Source organism: Paraburkholderia sp. BR10872 (genome assembly GCF_040965835.1).
Classification (GTDB): domain Bacteria; phylum Pseudomonadota; class Gammaproteobacteria; order Burkholderiales; family Burkholderiaceae; genus Paraburkholderia; species Paraburkholderia nodosa_A.
In genome coordinates, this window is the sequence record NZ_JBFRCN010000034.1 from 41,392 (window position 1) to 57,264 (window position 15,873).

A 15,873-nucleotide genomic window follows, 5' to 3' on the forward strand; every position below is an offset into this window, starting at 1 on the left:
ATCTCCTGATTCTCGAAAACAAGAAGCCGCGCAGTCCGGGGACGCGCGGCTTTTTGATTTTCTGCACCATGTGCGGTTTGGTTCGAACCGTATCCACGGCTTGAATGAGAATGCTTCCTGGTCTTGTAGGCATCTGATTTAAAAGAGATTTTTAGGGCTATCCATAAAATCGTCGCATGCAGTCGCTACAATCGCGGTTATTCCCCTAATTTGCTCTCTCGCCGCGCATGACTTCTTCCGCCGCCCCCCCGTTCTCAGATAAACACGAGGTCGCACGCCGTACGACGTGGGTCAGCGTTGGCGTCAATTCTGTTCTGGTGGTGCTGCAAATCGTCATCGGTGTGTTTGCGCATTCGCAGGCGCTGATTGCCGATGGCGTGCATTCACTCGCCGATATCGTTTCCGACTTCGTCGTGCTGCTGGCCAACCGGCATAGCGGCGCCAAGCCGGACGCCGATCATAACTACGGCCACAGCCGTTACGAGACGGTCGCGTCGTTATTCCTTGGCGCATTATTGATTGCGGTGGGCGTCGGCATGCTGGTGCGCGCCGGCACGCGCATCATGAATCTCGGCGATATTCCGGCGCTGCGCGTGAGCGCGCTGGTCGTGGCGCTCCTCGTGCTGGTTTCCAAGGAAGGGCTCTTTCGCTACATGCTGCGCGAGGCGCAGCGCGTGCGCTCGGCCATGCTGATCGCCAATGCCTGGCATGCGCGCTCCGACGCGGCTTCGTCGCTGGTCGTGGCGATCGGCATTGTGGGCAGCCTCGCCGGCGTGCGGCTGCTCGATCCGATCGCGGCGGCCATCGTCGGCTTCATGGTCGCGCGCATGGGCTGGGTGTTCGGCTGGGATGCGCTGCAGGACCTCTCCGACCGCGCGCTCGACGAAGCCGCCGCCGCGGACCTGCGCGCGCTGCTGATGGGCACGCCGGGCGTGCTCGACGTGCACGAGATGCGCACACGCAAGACCGGCGACCTCGCGCTAGTGGATGCGCACATCCTCGTCGATCCGCTGATTTCGGTTTCGGAAGGGCACTACATCGCGGAGACGGCGCGCGCTCGCCTGCTCACCGATGCACGCGTACTAGATGCACTGATTCACGTCGATCCCGAAGACGACATGCACGTGCGCTCCGTGGCCAACCTGCCTGCGCGCGACGACGTGGCCAGGCGCCTGCGAAGCGAGCTGGCGGAGCATGACGTGCATCTCGAAGGCATCACGCTGCACTACTTGAGCACGGGGCTGGAGATTCAGGTGGTGCTGGCCGCGGCGGACGACGCGCGCCGCGTGGCCGCCATGGATCTGGAAGCGCTGCGCGCGCGCCTCGGCGCGAGCAAGCTCGTCGTCATGCAGCCGCTCGATGCGCATGGCGCGCTGGCCGTGCATGACAAACCGCGCGAGGCACATTGAATCGCGCCACGCAGCAGGCACACATTGCGCGGCAGAGAAGCCGCCGCGCTATGTGGCTTCACAGCGGCAACTGCGTATCGAACTTGATTTCCCGCAGCACGACGCTCGTGCGCACCTGCGCCACCGCGGGAATGCGGAAGATGCGTTCGTGCAGGAAGGCGTCGTAGGCCTTGATGTCGGGCGCGACGATCTTGAGGATGTAGTCCGACTCGCCCGTGGTGCTGTAACACTCGGTGACTTCGGGGCAGGTGGCGATCTCGCGTTCGAAGGCTTCGACGCCGCCTTCGGTGTGGCGCGTGAGATGGATATGCGCGAGCGCGCAGACGTGCAGGCCAAGCTTTTCGCGATCGAGCAGCGCTGTGTAGCGCTGGATCACGCCCGACTGTTCCATGTCCTTGATACGGCGCCAGCAAGGGGTGCTGGAGAGCCCCACCTGGTCGGAGATTTCCTGGACCGAGCGGCGCGCGTCGAGCTGCAGCAGGCGCAGGATCTTCTGAGAGAACGTATCGAGTGTCAACTGCGCCTCCATTGCGTCGCTGTATTCCTGAATGTTAGAGGCCAGGAGAACAGAACGCAATGCAAAGCGCAGATGATGAGGGAGATTACCTAATTTGCCGGAGTGCTCGCGGCGTTTTGTCCTGAGTCGTCCCCATCAGCGGCGAGCGCGGCTTGCTGTGCGCGCAAGTCGGCCAGCATGTTGCAGAAGAGGGCGCCTTGCTCGATCGCGTCGTCGAGCGCGACGTGCGTATGAGGGTGATCGTCGAACCAGTGCTTCGGAAAGCGCGGCTTGATGCACTTGCGGTACGGCAGGCCCGTCATCGCGAAGGCGAGCGTCTTGATGTCGAGCGCCGACCACGAGAACGGGCAACGCCCGGCAAAACGCATCATGTACCAAAACATGAAGGTGAAATCGAAGCCCGCCGGCATCGCCACGAACACGGGCTTGCCGGGCAGCGCCTCCACCCATTCGACGTAGGCCACGAGCGCCGCCGCCGGGTCTTGCAGATCCTTGCGGCATGCGGCCCAGGCCTCGGGCTGCGTCTCCCACCAGGCGGCCTGCACCGGATGCGGCGCCGCGCCTCCGAGCATCTCGAGATTGGCCGAGAACGTGGCGATCAAACGCTTGTCGGCGGTGTACGCCGCCGAAGCGAAACTCAGCATCGAATGCGGGCCGGGAATGGGACCATCGGCCTCGACGTCAGTGCTGACGTAAATCTCCTCAATTGCGGCTTGGTTCATCTTACTTTTCACTCTCATCCAGGTACGCCATCTGCGACGTAGGGGTTGGAGCGGCGCTCCTCGCCGAATGTCGAAACGGGGCCATGGCCTGGCACGAACGTGACGTCGTCGCCCAGCGGCCAGAGCTTTTCGCGGATCGAACGGATCAGGTCCGCATGATTGCCGCGCGGGAAATCCGTGCGGCCGATCGAACCCGCGAACAGCACGTCGCCGACCGTGGCGACCCGGTGCTTGCGGCTGAAGAAGATCACGTGACCCGGCGTGTGCCCGGGGCAGTGATACACCTCGAGTTCCTCGCCGCCGAAGCGCACCGTGTCGCCGTCTTGAAGCCAGCGCGTGGGCTCGAACGCCTCGGCGTGACCGAAGCCGAAGCGCACGCTCTGCTGCGGCAACTGGTCGATCCAGAAGCGCTCGTCTTCCTGCGGGCCTTCGATCGGCACGCCGAACTTCGTGGCGAGCGCCTTCGCGCCGGCGCAGTGGTCGAGGTGGCCATGGGTGAGCAGCACCTTTTCCAGCTGCACGCCCTGACGTTCGATCTCGCCCTCGATGCGTTCGAGGTCGCCGCCCGGATCGACGACGGCGGCGCGGTTCGTCGTTTCGTCGACGAGCAGCGAGCAGTTTTGCTGGAACGGCGTGACGGGAATCAGCGTGACTTTCATGCGGGGATCGTGGGGTTCAGGTCTCGCGGGGCGGGTACAGCGACGCGTCGAAATCGACGTCGCGTGCCGACGGCCCCAGCCAAAAGATCGATTGTACCGGGGTGCAGGAAGCGCCGCCGACGCCGCTCGCGACAGCCTCAATCTCTTGTCTGACAAGGGATGCGGCGGCGCAAGGCGAACGGCTTTGTTACATCAATAGTGAAAAATCATGGAGATTTGTGAGGCACCGGCGTGACAGGAATAACTTTTGGGTATAATGCGACCCATCACGCACGGAATTCGTGCTTTCAAAGGGCGGTGTGACCTTCGTAAAAAAAGAGGTCGCATACATCGCCGTCAAGCAGTGCTGTCGTTCTAGGCGGGCCGAAACAGGCTGCCTTACAAGATAGCAAATCAGGTGTCGATCCGTTCGACGCCGCACGTCTTGCCCAGCCAGGTGCCACGCGCCTGCAACGGCCTACATGCCGTGACGCTGGGTGGGGCCTACGCCGCCGTTCCTGTGCGCCGAGAGTTTCCGGCGCGCCTGAACGAGCTTCATCGTTCGATGGCGGCATGTGGGGTCTGGTCAGGCTGCCGGGGACAGGTTGCGCCAGACGTGAAAGATAACTAGCGGTTAGCGGCTTATTAGGGCTGCATCCGGGCATTGGCACGCGTTCGCCTTTTTCATTCCAGGCGAGCGATGGCGAAGCTTTGCCCGCGACCGCCGAAGCCCTTCCGACAACGCGCACACATGGCGCGGGACAGGCTTCGAGAACGTGATGGCAATGTTATGAACCTTAGACTGACTCGACGACGACTCGGGAGTCTCGCAGCCGTGTCCATTCTGGCCGGTTGCGCCGTGCCGCCTGCCCAGCAGGACCAGGCATCCAGCGACGCCCTTCGCACGAAGGACGCCGCTTTCACTGCGCCGCAGGGCTACGGCTCCGCGCTCGCTGCGCTGCCCGCATCGGGCACCGCGAAGGACAACTCGCTCGCGAACGCCGAGGCGATCGACGAGAACGGCCCGGACGTCCACTCGTTCCACCAGACCGGCCGCGCCTCGTGGTACGGCCGCGCGTTCCACGGCCGCCGCACCGCAAGCGGCGAGCGCTTCAACATGAAGGCGCTCACTGCTGCGCACCGCACGCTGCCGCTCGGCTCGTATGTGCGCGTGAGCGTGCCCGGCACGTCGAAGTGGGTAGTGGTGAAGATCAACGACCGTGGCCCGTACGCACGTGGCCGTGTGCTTGACCTCTCGTATGCCGCCGCCAAGCTCCTTGGCGTGCAGCACGCGGGTACGGCGAAGGTGGACATCGAAGGCCTCACGCGCCAGGAAGCGAAGGCCGCGCAAGCGGATATGCTTGCCGCGAACTCGAACATCGATCACTAAGCGATCTCGTTTGGGCGTGGCGCTGAGTGCGCCGCGACGCGCCTGAGACTGAACCGCCTGGCAGAGTTGGATGTATACGCGAAGGGCCGCCTGATTGACTCAGGCGGCCTTTCGGTTTTTCTGGCTCGTGCTTTTGATTGTTGTCGGCTCGCGGTTCAGTCGTCCGCTTCTTCCTCGCCTTCTCCCTTCAATTCCAGCGCCCGCGCGTAGAGCGCATTGCGCGACGCGCCCGTGAGCGCCGCCGCGATCTTCGCCGCGCCCTTTACCGGTACTTCCTGAAGCAACACGCGCAAGAGCGCGTCGTGATCGGCTTCGCCTTCCGCCTGCTCGCTCGCACCTTCCACCACCAGCACGAACTCGCCGCGCTGACGGTTCGCATCCGCTGCGAGCCACGTTGGCGCTTCGGCCAGGGTGCCGCTCCAGAGCGACTCGTGTAGCTTCGTCAATTCGCGGGCGATGAGGATGCGGCGCGCGGGACCGAACGCATCGGCGAGCGACTGCACGGTTTCGACGATGCGATGCGGGGCTTCGTAGAACACCATCGCGTGCGTATGCGAGGCGAACGGCTGCAATGCGGCTGCGCGCTGCTTGGGCTTGGGCGGCAGAAAACCGAGGAACGTGAAGGTCGAGACCCAGTCGCCGGCAGAGGAAAGCGCCGTTGCGAGTGCGCTCGCGCCAGGTAGCGGCATGACGTTCAGGCCGGCGGCGCGCACGGCGTCCACGAGTTTCGCGCCCGGATCGGAAATGCCGGGCGTGCCCGCGTCCGAAACGCAGGCCACGCGCTCGCCCGCGCGCAGAAATTCGATCACGCGCTGCGCGGCCTCGCGCTCGTTGTGTTCGTGCACGGCGACGAGCGGCTTCGAAATACCGTAGCGCGCGAGGAGCTGGCCGGTGTTGCGCGTGTCTTCGGCGGCGATGCGATCGACGAGGCCGAGCACGTGCAGGGCGCGCAGCGTGATGTCGGCGACATTGCCGATGGGCGTGGCCACGACGTACAGCGTGGCGGCCGGATATTGCTGGGCCTGTGCGAGTTCGAAGGGGGACGAGAGGGACGTCATGACACGCAACGCGCGAAAGCAGGAAAAGAGGCCGACATTGTGCCACGCGGGCGCGAGTACACCCGAGGGAAGCGGCGCGAACGAAAGTGCACGCGTCGACAACTTTTGCGCGCGGGCGCAGTCGAATGCCCAACGCCGCGCGACAGGCGCGCGTTTCGAGGCGCACGCACTGGCGTTTTTGCGTCGCGAGCGCCTGGAGCTGGTCGCGCGCAACGTGAATTGCCGCGGCGGCGAACTCGATCTTGTGATGCGTGAGCGCGACGGCACGCTGGTTTTCGTGGAAGTGCGCGCCCGCGCGCGGCCGGAATTCGGCGGGGCGGCGGCGAGCGTGGGGTGGCGCAAACAGCAGCGCGTGCTGCGCGCGGCGCGCTACTTTCTCGCGACGTGGCGCGCCGCCGACGCGAATGGGAAAGCGCACACGCAAGCGCGAACGCCGCCCGCGTGCCGCTTCGACGTGATCGCGTTCGAGAGCGGCCGGCTCGTGTGGCTGCGCGACGCGTTTCAACCGGAAGCGCACGAGAGCTAAAACTTACGCAATAGAAAGAAGGGTGAAAATGAACGCCCTCGAGTGCGCTAAACTTGCGGCACGCCGCACCGCGCGGAAATTTTGCGATACCCGCAGTACAGATTAGAGAGTCGATGTCCGTCGAACGCATTCAACAGCACTTCCGCGATAGCGCAGCCACTACGCTCGCGGCCATGGAAACCCTGGCGGTCCCGATAGCCGCCGCGGTCGATACGATGTTCGCCGCGCTCGCGAACAGCAACAAGATTCTCGCGTGTGGCAATGGCGGATCCGCCGCCACCGCCCAGCAACTCGCCGCCGAACTGATCGGCCGGTTCGAGCGCGAACGCCCGGGCCTGCCTGCGCTCGCGCTGACCACCGACGCCTCGGTGCTCACCGCCGTTGCCAACGATTACGCGTACGAGCAGGTATTTGCGAAGCAGGTGCGCGCGCTCGGCCAGCCCGGCGACGTGCTGCTTGCCATCACGACCTCGGGCAACTCCGTGAACGTGCTGGCCGCCATTCAGGAAGCGCACGAACGCGAAATGGTCGTGATCGCGCTGACCGGCAAGGGCGGCGGCGACGTGAACAGCGTGCTCGCCGATACCGACATTCAGCTGTGCGTGCCGAGCGACCGAACGGCGCGTGTTCAGGAAGTGCATCTGTTAACTATTCACTGCCTGTGCGACGGCATCGACGCGATGCTGCTGGGCGAAGACTGACACCGTAAGACGAAGAGAGGGGAAGTTGATGAGCAGATACGGCATGACGCGCGCGCTGGCACGGACCACGCTGACGATCGGCTTCGCAGCCTCGCTCTGCGCAAGCCTGCAGGGCTGCTTCCTGGCGCTGGCGGGCGCGGCGGGCGGCACAGCACTGGTGGCAACCGACCGCCGCACGGTGGGATCGCAAACGGAAGACCGCGAGATCCAGGTGAAGGCGCTGGCCGATCTCGGCAAGCAACTGCCCGATACGGCGCACGTGAACGTGGCGGTGTTCAACCAGCGCGTGCTGATCACGGGTGAAGTGCCCGACGACGCCTCGAAGCAGAAGGCCGAGAGCATTGTGCGAGCCGTGACGAACGTTGCATCGATCGTCAACGAGCTGGCGGTACAGCCGGCCAGCTCGTTCTCTTCGCGCGCGAACGACTCGTACCTCGAAGGACGCGTGAAGGGGGAGCTGATTGCCTATAAGGACATCTCCGCGAACAACTTCAAGGTGGTGAGCGAGCGCGGCACGATCTATCTCATGGGGCTGGTTACGCCGCAGGAAGGCAATATCGCCGCCAACGCGACGGCCGGGGTGATGGGCGTGACGCAGGTGGTGAAGTGCTACCAGTACATCGACCCGCAACAGGCGACGGTGGCGACGGCGGCTGCGCCCAGTGCGCCGGCGGCGGCGCCTGCTGCCGATGCGCCGACGGTGGGGGCGGTGCCTGATTCGGGCGTGACCTCGCAGCCTATTGAGCACCAGGCGCCCGCGCCCGTGACGAATTCGTCCGCTACGAAGGCGGGAAATACGGGGGCTTTGTGATGCGGCGGTTTGTTGGTGGGGTTGTGGTTGCTGCGGTTGGTCTTGGTCTCGCTTCGCCCGCTTTTGCTGCTGTGCCGGATGGGTTGAAGGTCGCTCAGGCGAATGCTTGCATGGGGTGCCATGCGGTGGATCGCAAGCTTGTTGGGCCTTCTTTTCTAGACGTCGCCGCGAAGTACAAGGGCGATGCTGGGGCTCAGGCCAAGCTGGAGAAGAAGGTTCGGGACGGTGGGGCAGGGGTTTGGGGAGCTATTCCTATGCCTTCTCACCCCGGGATGAGCGCCGGCGATATCCATTCTGTTGTGGCCTGGGTGCTCGCCGGAGCGCCTTCAAAGTAGTTTGCTTGGGGTCAAATTTGACGCTTGGCAAAACGGATTTTGTGTGTGTAGAATCGGTGATTCGTTGGGGCGGTAGCTCAGCTGGGAGAGCGTCGCGTTCGCAATGCGAAGGTCGTGAGTTCGATCCTCATCCGCTCCACCAATAAAATCAAAGGGTTACAGGTGATTTTCCTGTAACCCTTTTGTGTTTCTGCGGGCCGTGTAACCGCTGTGTAACCGGATTCAATCCGCCCTGATCCATCTCCATCATCGTTCCACGGTAAGCTAAGCCGCTGACATACGCCATGAACGGGGCCTAGGCAGCGGTGATGAAAACAGAATTGATGGGACCGAGCGGGTTCTGGCTTGAAACCCTGCTAAAAGACGACCAGCCCAAGCGTGAATACTTGGCACTGGCTAATGCCGCCGCGCGGCTGAGCTGTGAGCCGGACTATCTGCTGGACGAAGGGATAGCCGGAAAGCTTGACCTCTACACGCCTGTTTTGCACGAAGGGCTGTATTTATGGCCGGTGACCGACCGCGGCATCCCACATGCGAACCTAGTGGGTAGTACCGACGGGGTCGCGCCCGTGTTCCAGACAAGGCTGCGATACGGCGAGTATGCGGTTCTGCCCTCTACTGACATCGAGAAGATCAAAACCGAGCAGTCAGTCAAACCCAGTGGCTACATCTGCCCGGAACTGGTGTTGCATCACATTGCCGAGTGGCAACCGGAACAGCAGCAATCTGAGATGGTGGCAGATCGGATGAGGCGTCGTGCCAAGGGTGTTGCATGGGTTCTAGCGCATCCCCCCGCAACAGATGTGGGCGCTATCAGGCTCGAGATGCTGCGAATGGACGGCGGCGATCTACCGAGATTGAAAGAGCAGCTCGCGAAATTCGCCGCTGCTGAAGCGCTCCCCGACGCTGCGCATGATGATCAGGGCCAGCCATCACAAAAAATCGACGGGATCGCAAACTCATCCGATAACAATTCAGGTCTGACGATACTGGAGCGGCAGATTCGCGCCATAGAAGCCGGTGCCGATTCGCTGAATTTGAATCGCAAGGCAATTAAACGGGAGGAAAAGAAGACGCTCCTGTACTGGTGTCTTGAACACCATCACGAACTATTCGAGTCTAACTCCGAGCGCGGTGACTCCAAATTCATGGAGGCTTGGAAAAAGGCAAGCCTCCAAGACCGCATCATCAGTAAGCACCGTGACACCTACGCCAACAGGAAGTAGGGGAAAAATCCCCGACATTTCGTTGTTGCATCCCCACTAGTCCCCACCCCCATGATCCGATTCGTCATCCACGCAGAGCCACGCGGTTCTGCGTAGGTGACGCGTAGCGACCACGCATTGGTCAGTTCGATCGGAGTTCATCATGGTTTTTTTAGTTCAAGACAAATCGCCGTTGGCGCACTGCGTTGATACGAAAATTTTCGCTAGCAACAACCTTGTCAAGCCACAAACGGTTCGCAAAGGCTACAGCATCAATGGGGCGTACCTAGGGATCGTACCCACCAAGCTTGCCAATGGTCGCTTGTTGTGGCCCGACGTGATCGTGACCATGCGTGATGGCGCCGTCGCCGCGAATGAGGCCGCTATCGACTGCGAGGGCGGTGTTGCATGAACGGCACGCCTATCTATCCGGATGGAGAGATGTCCAACGTGCCTGGTCAGGTGCGTCGCCGGTGCCGCAATACCCCGAAAGGTGTGGCCCTCGTGGGTGATGTGCTTTGTTGGATCGAGTCGCGCCCGCGTATGCGTGATGCAGTTAAACGAGGGGGCGTGCAATGAAAATTCCACACTATCCCTACGACGCGTTGCCCAGCCTGTTGGGTGATGTGCTGCAAGAGCGCTCAAAGACTCCCAAGGACGACGCCATCGGTGCTTCCGTGTTGGAAGCAGTCAGTTCTCTCGTTGCATCGGGGCTTGCGGTGTACGAAAAGCCCGGGGGCGGAACCGCACCGCTTTCGTCGTTTGGAGTCTTGCTGGCGTCATCGGGCGCCGGCAAGAGCTTCCACTATGCGCCGCTTACCGAGGCTATCACGCGGTGGTGCGCGAAGCATGCTACGCAAACGACGATGAATCAGTATCAGCAACAGGCCGCGCATCGGGTGTGGAAAAAGCAGGTATCGCATATCGAGAAGGTCATCCAGGAATGCGTGGCGAACGGCGAGGACATGGAAGCCATCGAGGCGTTGCTGGCAAATGTTCTGTCGCAGGAGCCACTTCCCGTCGCCAACCAGACGCTGCTGCAAGATGATGCATCCATGCAGGCTGTGCTGCGGTCCCTGGAGCATTGGTTCGTTTCGGGCTGGATCGTTGACGAGGGCGCGGTGGCGCTCAATATGCTGCGAGCCAAGGACTTTCCCACCCTGGCCAATCTCTCCGGCGGCAAGGTGATCCAGCACAGCCGCGTGGGTGAGCCGCGAAAGGAAATCAGGGGTTTCCTGACGACGCTGTTCATGGTCCAGCCCGGGCTCTTCAAGACGTTTTGCAAGAAGCGCGGCGAGGAGTTGAAGGCGAGCGGCCTTGCTGCCCGCTTTCTTTATCACGCCGTGCTGGATGAGTGGATCGGCTCGGAAGATGCCGGCCACGCCATTGTTGGCCGCGCCCACGAGCAGCATGGCGAGCGAATGACCGTGATGCTGGACGAACTCCATGCCCGCATCCGTTCCGGCAGGAAGGACCTCCCATCCGTGGCCTTTGGCAGGCAAGCCAAGGCGCTGCTGCGCGATTTGCAAGAGAGGAACCTTGACCTGATGGCGCAGCCTGGCTTTGCGCACTGTCGCGATTTTCTGGCCAAACTGGCCGGCCACATTGCCCGCATGGCCGCCAAGAACCACGTGTTTTTGGGGCGAGAAGGGGATGTGTCGAGGGATCTGGTCGAGATGGCGGAACAGGTCTGCTGGTACCACTTCGAAGCCTACCAGTGGATGCACGACCCGCTGGACCACGAGCCGCAACGGGTGCGTGATGCGGCAACACTGGCTCAGTGGTTGAATGACCAGGGAATGCGTCAGTTTGCGTACCACCACGCTAGCAAGGTTGCCATGGTTATCGGCATGACGACTACTCGCTTGCGTAGCGCGGTTGGGGAGCTATTTAACCAGGGCCGCGCACGCATCGTGACGCTGAAGGGGAAGCACTATATCGAGGTACTACCACCAGCCGATAGGCTGGATAACGTCCTGGGCTACGTCGGCATGTAGTGCTCTGAAGCGTTATGCCGTGGATTTGCGGACGTTTGCGCATACCGGCACAGCGCATCAATCCTCATTCGTTACATTCGTTCCGTCGAAAACCTTCCGGTCTTTGCCATGAGAGCGGTAGAGATGGACTTCTGGTTTTTATTAGGATTATTAATCAATATAACGTATCAACAGGAAAATTAGAAATGAAAGACTTCATTGACACAGACCATGTTGACGACTGGAGCATGACCAATGCTCCTGACGAAGATCAGTCACCTGATGATGCAGCACTGCAAAGCAGTGACGGTATCGATACCCAGGCTGACGTCATCCGTGATGAACGGTTCGACGTGCTGGGGATAGTCGAGAATCTTGAACGCAACATGGGCATGGCCTATGGCCTTGATGGGAAAGCCTATCGGATAGGCATCAGCGTGAAGGGGCTCAGTGCCCAGATCGAATTCATGCGACAAGTGATCGAGACGGACCAACTGCCTTACACCATCAAGCGCAACGATGACGACACAGTAAGCGTTGTCGCTTTGAGGATGGCGGGGTTTATGGAGCTGCTGCCCTCATTCGATCGGTTGATCTTCGATGGGCTGGCCTTGTCCCCTGACCTGGCCTTATTCCATCGCGTATACCCCGCGCACGGTATCCGTCAATGTCATGCCGTATTCGGTGCCATTGCGGATGAACATTACGCGGAAATCTGCAATGACTTCGTGATGACGCTGCGTGCCGAAGGCGTGCGTATCGGTGTCGTACGGATGATCAAGAACTGGAAGCGCAACGCTGACGAGAACGCAAAGCGCTTGACGGTGTATATCAACGCCTTGCATGAGCGCTATGCGCGCCTGATGGTGGTGCGCCTTGACCTGATGTATCGCCAGGCTGCATGCCTCGACCTTGCTCAGGCGATGCAATGGGACGAGCGGCTTCAGGAACGCAATTTCATAGAACGCATGGCCCTGGTCAACGGTGACCTCATTGACGATTGTGATTGTCGTCACGATCTGCCGCGGGTAGATATCTTCACCGTGACAGAGGATTGGCGCCATTTCAAGGACAACATGCGGGGCAAGAAATCGTTGTTCCGCCACATGGTGGGTTATGTTTGTTCAATCGAGTTCTCCAGCACGGGCGGACATCACCTACACGTGGCGCTGATCTTCGACGGTTCCCATGTCAAGCAGCACGAGTGGCTGGGCGACCTGATCGGGCAATACTGGGTGGATGTGACGGGCGGGCGCGGTTACTACCATAACTGCAATCGCGGCACCTACAAGTACCCAGGCACTGGCCTGATCGACCATCACGATGTCGAGAAGCGCGATAACCTGATGCGTACGCTAATGTACCTGGCAAAAAAAGATCAGTTCGTGCGTGTGAAGGCTTCTCCGAAGAGCAAGACCTTCATGACGGGGCATTTGCCAGAACCGCTCGTGGGGCGCACAGGTCGGCCGCGTACAAAGGGGTTGCCCGAACTACCAGATGACGTTTTCCCAGATGACGATGATGACGTTGAGGCCAAGGCCGCGTAGGAGGTGCCGCATCCGAAATGGTTCGCCAGCCGGGAACCATTTTGGATATGTGTTTTTAGGCAAAAAAATTGGAGCAACATTGATGGAGGCGAAGACAGAAACCAGGCGTGTCATTGACGAACAGGCGCTGTTCAATGCCCTTGATGCCTTGCAGCCCAGCCGGCAGGACGCACAAAAGCGCGCCTTCGAGAAGGCCTATCCTCGTATTCTGAGCAAGCTGGCGGAGGGCATCAAAGAAACAGACATCATCAAGACGCTGTCAGAGCAAGGCGTCCTGCGATCACGTAACACATACGTCAAGTGGATGGCAGAGATGAGAGCGAAGGAGGAGGCAGGCATCAAGGAACCATCAGTCGTTCGCGACGCTATGCAACGTGCAAGCGCAGGGCATCGACTCTAGGTCATGTCGAACGCAATGACGTGTAGTCTCCTTGCTAGGAGACTTGCCGAGCGACGCTCAGGCATTGATCGATCCCGGCGATCTTCCTGATTTCTGGCTCTACGGCTATCCGGGTCAAGACCTCGTCTGGCCGGGCGAATTCGTCCTCGGCTATCCTGTCTCCGGCGTCGACCCGCTAATACCAGGACCAACCCTGTCCTGCGAACCATGGATGAGAAACGGCAGCTTTCTTGTCTATCGCGTCCACGCGGTCCTGGCGGCAACGATATGATCGTTGGCCAAAATGCCGCGACGCTGGACAGCATCAGACGCTGCCATCTCTTCGGGGCTCAACTCCAATCAGGAGAGGTGCAGGCTCACAAGCAGTTCGTGTCACCCAGCGGAGGCGGGTACTTTTTCTTACCCTTGCTGAGTGCGCTGCGGGATGTTGTACTCGCTTCATCTTGAGCCGGTTGGAGCAATCGACTTGCGGCCAGCCTAACCGCCGGCCGCAGACGGATTTATGCCAGCTCCATGTCTCCATTCTGATGGACAGCAACCACTGGCTCGAGCCTATCGAGTCGGCCCCCTACAGCATGAACATCGGTCATGGATTTCATGTTCATGAACGGAATATGCTTCGTCGAGATCGGCGTATAGGCTGCGAAGGGCAGCTATCGCCAGATGTAAAAAGGCGCAGCAGGCGGGAAGGACCAGCCTCCGCGCCGAGGAAAACGCCGCCGCCCCGATTGGAACGACGCAGCATAAGCTGCCGAGAGGTTACTGCGATTGCCCGATAGTCACGTATTTCGTGCCGGCATCGAATGAGTTTGCGTCGAGGATTGAATAGCTGATATCGATCGTGCTGCGCACCGGCGACTTCTTTAGTGCGAACCTTTGGGGTTTGCGTCGGAAGTGATCTGTCGTCGCAATGGCAGCCTCGTGCACGCCGGCCTGGCGATTCGCACGCATCGGGGCTCAAAGTCACTGTTGTATCGCTATCGAAAGTGCGGCTTCTGTTTCGCTGCGGTGGTAGTGGGCGGCGCGCCCCCTTTTCTATGAAGGGGTGCGCGCCGCCCACTACTTTTATAACGCCGGCTGGCTGAACAAGATCAGCAGCAAGACCAGCACGCAGATACAGAGAAGCCTGCTCATGGCCGAGATCCTCGGGTATGAGTGGATGGGAAAAAGCGGCCGGCAGCTCGCCCAGCCGAATGCAGGAGCTGTTTTTTCCGTCGCTTTCGTGACTAAAACGGATTGAACGGGCCGAAGCGTTTGCTTCAGCGTTTCAGGGAGTTATGTCCCGCTGGGCCACCCGCAGTGCAAATACAACAAGCACGACAACGGGGATTGCCTGGACGCAACTCGTTACGAATTCAGAATTCCAGTCAACCGTAGAACACGGCGACGGTCGCTCTACCTGGTCGTAGAGCGCTCATGCCTTCAAAAATTCAAGGCGCAACTTGGGCTTTGGGCCCAACTTTGAGTTCAAACAGTGGCGTGCAACGCCACCGCGCCCGAGCGCGGGCTTTACATGGGCTTGCACGAAGACAAGCCATAAATTCCTAGTAGGCAAAGATTATCATCCGCGCCATAGGCATGCAATAGGGCCTGATAGTTCATCCCGAACCGATTTCGCACAACTATCTGTCGGGCTCGCGGAATCTCAAAGAGTGGCCTACACATCGTTGCTGATCGCTGGTGCGTTCTTCAGCTTCGCTGCACGCTACCCGATAACCATCCCATTCCAAAGTTTGTAACGAGCCGCGCCATAATTCCGCTGTCCGGCATCGTGGAGGGGATGAACATTAATCCGTCAAGCGCGACGGCGTTGACCGCTATCCCTGATGCCTCGTTATCGCGCACCCGCGTGATGTTTGCGCCGCCGCTTGGCGGCCATGTCTGGCCGATCGGGCTGCGTCGAGGCATTGGCTATCGGGATTGTGATGCCGATAAGCCAATCGCACTGGTGTTTCGGGGTATTTTTAGGGTATCTTGAGGGTAATTAAAGCTGAAACGGAGCAATGATGCCCCCAATTCAATATGCCAATGCCAGCGATGGTACCCGCACGCACGTCATTATTCCCGTCGATGAATTCGAGCGCGACTACGTGCGCGTCGGCACGACTAACGCGGCGCCCGTGTCCGATTTCGTGCCCGAGTCGCTGCTGAGCGCGGACAAGCTGTTCATCAAGCTGCCCCACGGCGGCCCGGACGCGAAGATCGACGTTCACGCGTTCGCTCACGCGTTCTGCCGTCGCGGCACGACGGATACGGTGCTCCCGGTCGTGCCGATCGCGAAAAAAACGCAGAAGCTGACCGACTTCGAGGCCAAGCGTGACGACAACAACAAAACGGTAGGCCCGATCAACGGCCTTGACGCCATGTTGCGGCGTTGCTGCCTTCCGGAGGGCTCGCCCTATCGTGACACGATGCAGGCGACTACGGCCGTGGTCGACGCCCTCGTCGAAACCGGCCTGTTCAAGCGCACAACCCAAACCATGCCCGGCTTCTACCGTCCCGTGCAGTGTCTTTCGGTGGTCCTGGAGAAAATCCTCACCTTCGTTAATGACCACGGCGAACCGGAGAACCCGATCGACCCGCATCTCCTGATCGTCCCGTGATACCGCGGTTTCTTGCTCCTCGATGCGAACAGGCG

At 60.6% G+C, this 15,873-nt stretch carries 17 protein-coding genes and 1 tRNA gene; 14 read left to right on the plus strand and 4 right to left on the minus strand.

Annotated elements, in window-relative coordinates:
- Nucleotides 1-227: 227 nt before the first annotated feature.
- Nucleotides 228-1,409, plus strand: coding sequence for a cation diffusion facilitator family transporter (locus AB4Y43_RS24525; RefSeq protein WP_368728967.1), 1,182 nt, complete (start codon nucleotides 228-230; stop codon nucleotides 1,407-1,409).
- Between the two features lie 58 nt (nucleotides 1,410-1,467).
- On the opposite strand, the gene AB4Y43_RS24530 is transcribed toward AB4Y43_RS24525, so the two are convergent.
- The 3 genes from AB4Y43_RS24530 to AB4Y43_RS24540 all read right to left on the minus strand — a co-directional run bounded on the left by AB4Y43_RS24530 (nucleotide 1,468) and on the right by AB4Y43_RS24540 (nucleotide 3,307).
- Nucleotides 1,468-1,938 carry an Lrp/AsnC family transcriptional regulator gene (locus tag AB4Y43_RS24530; protein ID WP_174479506.1) on the minus strand — a complete coding sequence of 157 codons (471 nt, stop codon included), beginning with the start codon at nucleotides 1,936-1,938 and terminating at the stop codon, nucleotides 1,468-1,470.
- 77 nt (nucleotides 1,939-2,015) lie between these two features.
- On the minus strand, nucleotides 2,016-2,648 hold the full coding sequence (locus AB4Y43_RS24535) for an exonuclease (RefSeq protein WP_368618033.1): 633 nt from the start codon (nucleotides 2,646-2,648) through the stop codon (nucleotides 2,016-2,018).
- A 14-nt stretch (nucleotides 2,649-2,662) separates the two neighbouring features.
- Nucleotides 2,663-3,307, minus strand: coding sequence for an MBL fold metallo-hydrolase (locus AB4Y43_RS24540; RefSeq protein WP_368728968.1), 645 nt, complete (start codon nucleotides 3,305-3,307; stop codon nucleotides 2,663-2,665).
- A 769-nt stretch (nucleotides 3,308-4,076) separates the two neighbouring features.
- Here AB4Y43_RS24540 and AB4Y43_RS24545 point away from each other — a divergent pair.
- The gene (locus tag AB4Y43_RS24545) at nucleotides 4,077-4,676 is read left to right on the plus strand and encodes a septal ring lytic transglycosylase RlpA family protein (protein ID WP_069265199.1); all 600 of its coding nucleotides are present in this window, start codon (nucleotides 4,077-4,079) and stop codon (nucleotides 4,674-4,676) included.
- Between the two features lie 155 nt (nucleotides 4,677-4,831).
- Here AB4Y43_RS24545 and rsmI read toward each other — a convergent pair whose 3' ends face one another.
- Nucleotides 4,832-5,734 (minus strand): 16S rRNA (cytidine(1402)-2'-O)-methyltransferase, encoded by a 903-nt coding sequence (gene rsmI / locus AB4Y43_RS24550; RefSeq protein ID WP_368728969.1) that lies wholly within the window; start codon nucleotides 5,732-5,734, stop codon nucleotides 4,832-4,834.
- On the opposite strand from rsmI, the gene AB4Y43_RS24555 reads away from it, so the two are divergent.
- From AB4Y43_RS24555 to AB4Y43_RS24610, 12 genes are all read left to right on the plus strand, one after another.
- A complete protein-coding gene (locus AB4Y43_RS24555) occupies nucleotides 5,733-6,260 on the plus strand; it encodes a YraN family protein (RefSeq protein ID WP_368728970.1) in 528 nt (175 codons plus the stop codon). The genes rsmI and AB4Y43_RS24555 overlap by 2 nt on opposite strands.
- Before the next feature lie 113 nt (nucleotides 6,261-6,373).
- Nucleotides 6,374-6,961 carry a phosphoheptose isomerase gene (locus tag AB4Y43_RS24560; RefSeq protein ID WP_069265196.1) on the plus strand — a complete coding sequence of 196 codons (588 nt, stop codon included), beginning with the start codon at nucleotides 6,374-6,376 and terminating at the stop codon, nucleotides 6,959-6,961.
- Between the two features lie 28 nt (nucleotides 6,962-6,989).
- Entirely contained in the window at nucleotides 6,990-7,772 is a 783-nt protein-coding gene (locus tag AB4Y43_RS24565) for a BON domain-containing protein (protein WP_368618036.1), read from the plus strand.
- On the plus strand, nucleotides 7,772-8,107 hold the full coding sequence (locus AB4Y43_RS24570; RefSeq protein WP_368728971.1) for a c-type cytochrome: 336 nt from the start codon (nucleotides 7,772-7,774) through the stop codon (nucleotides 8,105-8,107). The genes AB4Y43_RS24565 and AB4Y43_RS24570 overlap by 1 nt, the downstream gene beginning before the upstream one ends.
- Nucleotides 8,108-8,173: 66 nt before the next feature.
- A tRNA-Ala gene (locus AB4Y43_RS24575) sits at nucleotides 8,174-8,249 on the plus strand.
- 166 nt (nucleotides 8,250-8,415) lie between these two features.
- Nucleotides 8,416-9,333: a hypothetical protein gene (locus AB4Y43_RS24580; RefSeq protein WP_368728972.1), complete on the plus strand. Its 918-nt coding sequence runs from the start codon at nucleotides 8,416-8,418 to the stop codon at nucleotides 9,331-9,333.
- 142 nt (nucleotides 9,334-9,475) lie between these two features.
- Complete coding sequence (locus AB4Y43_RS24585; protein WP_368728973.1) at nucleotides 9,476-9,724, plus strand: hypothetical protein; 249 nt, start codon at nucleotides 9,476-9,478, stop codon at nucleotides 9,722-9,724.
- A gap of 163 nt (nucleotides 9,725-9,887) precedes the next feature.
- Nucleotides 9,888-11,309 (plus strand): DUF3987 domain-containing protein, encoded by a 1,422-nt coding sequence (locus tag AB4Y43_RS24590; protein ID WP_368728974.1) that lies wholly within the window; start codon nucleotides 9,888-9,890, stop codon nucleotides 11,307-11,309.
- A 185-nt stretch (nucleotides 11,310-11,494) separates the two neighbouring features.
- On the plus strand, nucleotides 11,495-12,835 hold the full coding sequence (locus tag AB4Y43_RS24595; protein WP_368728975.1) for an inovirus-type Gp2 protein: 1,341 nt from the start codon (nucleotides 11,495-11,497) through the stop codon (nucleotides 12,833-12,835).
- Nucleotides 12,836-12,917: 82 nt separating this feature from the next.
- Nucleotides 12,918-13,235 (plus strand): hypothetical protein, encoded by a 318-nt coding sequence (locus AB4Y43_RS24600; RefSeq protein ID WP_368728976.1) that lies wholly within the window; start codon nucleotides 12,918-12,920, stop codon nucleotides 13,233-13,235.
- 43 nt (nucleotides 13,236-13,278) lie between these two features.
- Nucleotides 13,279-13,506, plus strand: a complete 228-nt coding sequence (locus AB4Y43_RS24605; protein ID WP_368728977.1) for a hypothetical protein — start codon at nucleotides 13,279-13,281, stop codon at nucleotides 13,504-13,506.
- 1,732 nt (nucleotides 13,507-15,238) lie between these two features.
- Nucleotides 15,239-15,838, plus strand: a complete 600-nt coding sequence (locus AB4Y43_RS24610) for a hypothetical protein (RefSeq protein ID WP_368728978.1) — start codon at nucleotides 15,239-15,241, stop codon at nucleotides 15,836-15,838.
- Nucleotides 15,839-15,873 lie beyond the last annotated feature (35 nt).

Excerpts from the sequence above, each read along its gene's own strand:
- AB4Y43_RS24590 (WP_368728974.1), top strand. The coding sequence starts at position 9,888 with ATGAAAATTCCACACTATCCCTACGACGCGTTGCCCAGCCTGTTGGGT.
- AB4Y43_RS24530 (WP_174479506.1), bottom strand. The coding sequence starts at position 1,938 with ATGGAGGCGCAGTTGACACTCGATACGTTCTCTCAGAAGATCCTGCGC.
- AB4Y43_RS24560 (WP_069265196.1), top strand. The coding sequence starts at position 6,374 with ATGTCCGTCGAACGCATTCAACAGCACTTCCGCGATAGCGCAGCCACT.
- AB4Y43_RS24585 (WP_368728973.1), top strand. The coding sequence starts at position 9,476 with ATGGTTTTTTTAGTTCAAGACAAATCGCCGTTGGCGCACTGCGTTGAT.
- AB4Y43_RS24610 (WP_368728978.1), top strand. The coding sequence starts at position 15,239 with ATGATGCCCCCAATTCAATATGCCAATGCCAGCGATGGTACCCGCACG.
- rsmI (WP_368728969.1), bottom strand. The coding sequence starts at position 5,734 with ATGACGTCCCTCTCGTCCCCCTTCGAACTCGCACAGGCCCAGCAATAT.
- AB4Y43_RS24565 (WP_368618036.1), top strand. The coding sequence starts at position 6,990 with ATGAGCAGATACGGCATGACGCGCGCGCTGGCACGGACCACGCTGACG.
- AB4Y43_RS24540 (WP_368728968.1), bottom strand. The coding sequence starts at position 3,307 with ATGAAAGTCACGCTGATTCCCGTCACGCCGTTCCAGCAAAACTGCTCG.
- AB4Y43_RS24525 (WP_368728967.1), top strand. The coding sequence starts at position 228 with ATGACTTCTTCCGCCGCCCCCCCGTTCTCAGATAAACACGAGGTCGCA.
- AB4Y43_RS24555 (WP_368728970.1), top strand. The coding sequence starts at position 5,733 with ATGACACGCAACGCGCGAAAGCAGGAAAAGAGGCCGACATTGTGCCAC.
- AB4Y43_RS24580 (WP_368728972.1), top strand. The coding sequence starts at position 8,416 with ATGAAAACAGAATTGATGGGACCGAGCGGGTTCTGGCTTGAAACCCTG.
- AB4Y43_RS24570 (WP_368728971.1), top strand. The coding sequence starts at position 7,772 with ATGCGGCGGTTTGTTGGTGGGGTTGTGGTTGCTGCGGTTGGTCTTGGT.
- AB4Y43_RS24545 (WP_069265199.1), top strand. The coding sequence starts at position 4,077 with ATGAACCTTAGACTGACTCGACGACGACTCGGGAGTCTCGCAGCCGTG.
- AB4Y43_RS24600 (WP_368728976.1), top strand. The coding sequence starts at position 12,918 with ATGGAGGCGAAGACAGAAACCAGGCGTGTCATTGACGAACAGGCGCTG.
- AB4Y43_RS24535 (WP_368618033.1), bottom strand. The coding sequence starts at position 2,648 with ATGAACCAAGCCGCAATTGAGGAGATTTACGTCAGCACTGACGTCGAG.
- AB4Y43_RS24595 (WP_368728975.1), top strand. The coding sequence starts at position 11,495 with ATGAAAGACTTCATTGACACAGACCATGTTGACGACTGGAGCATGACC.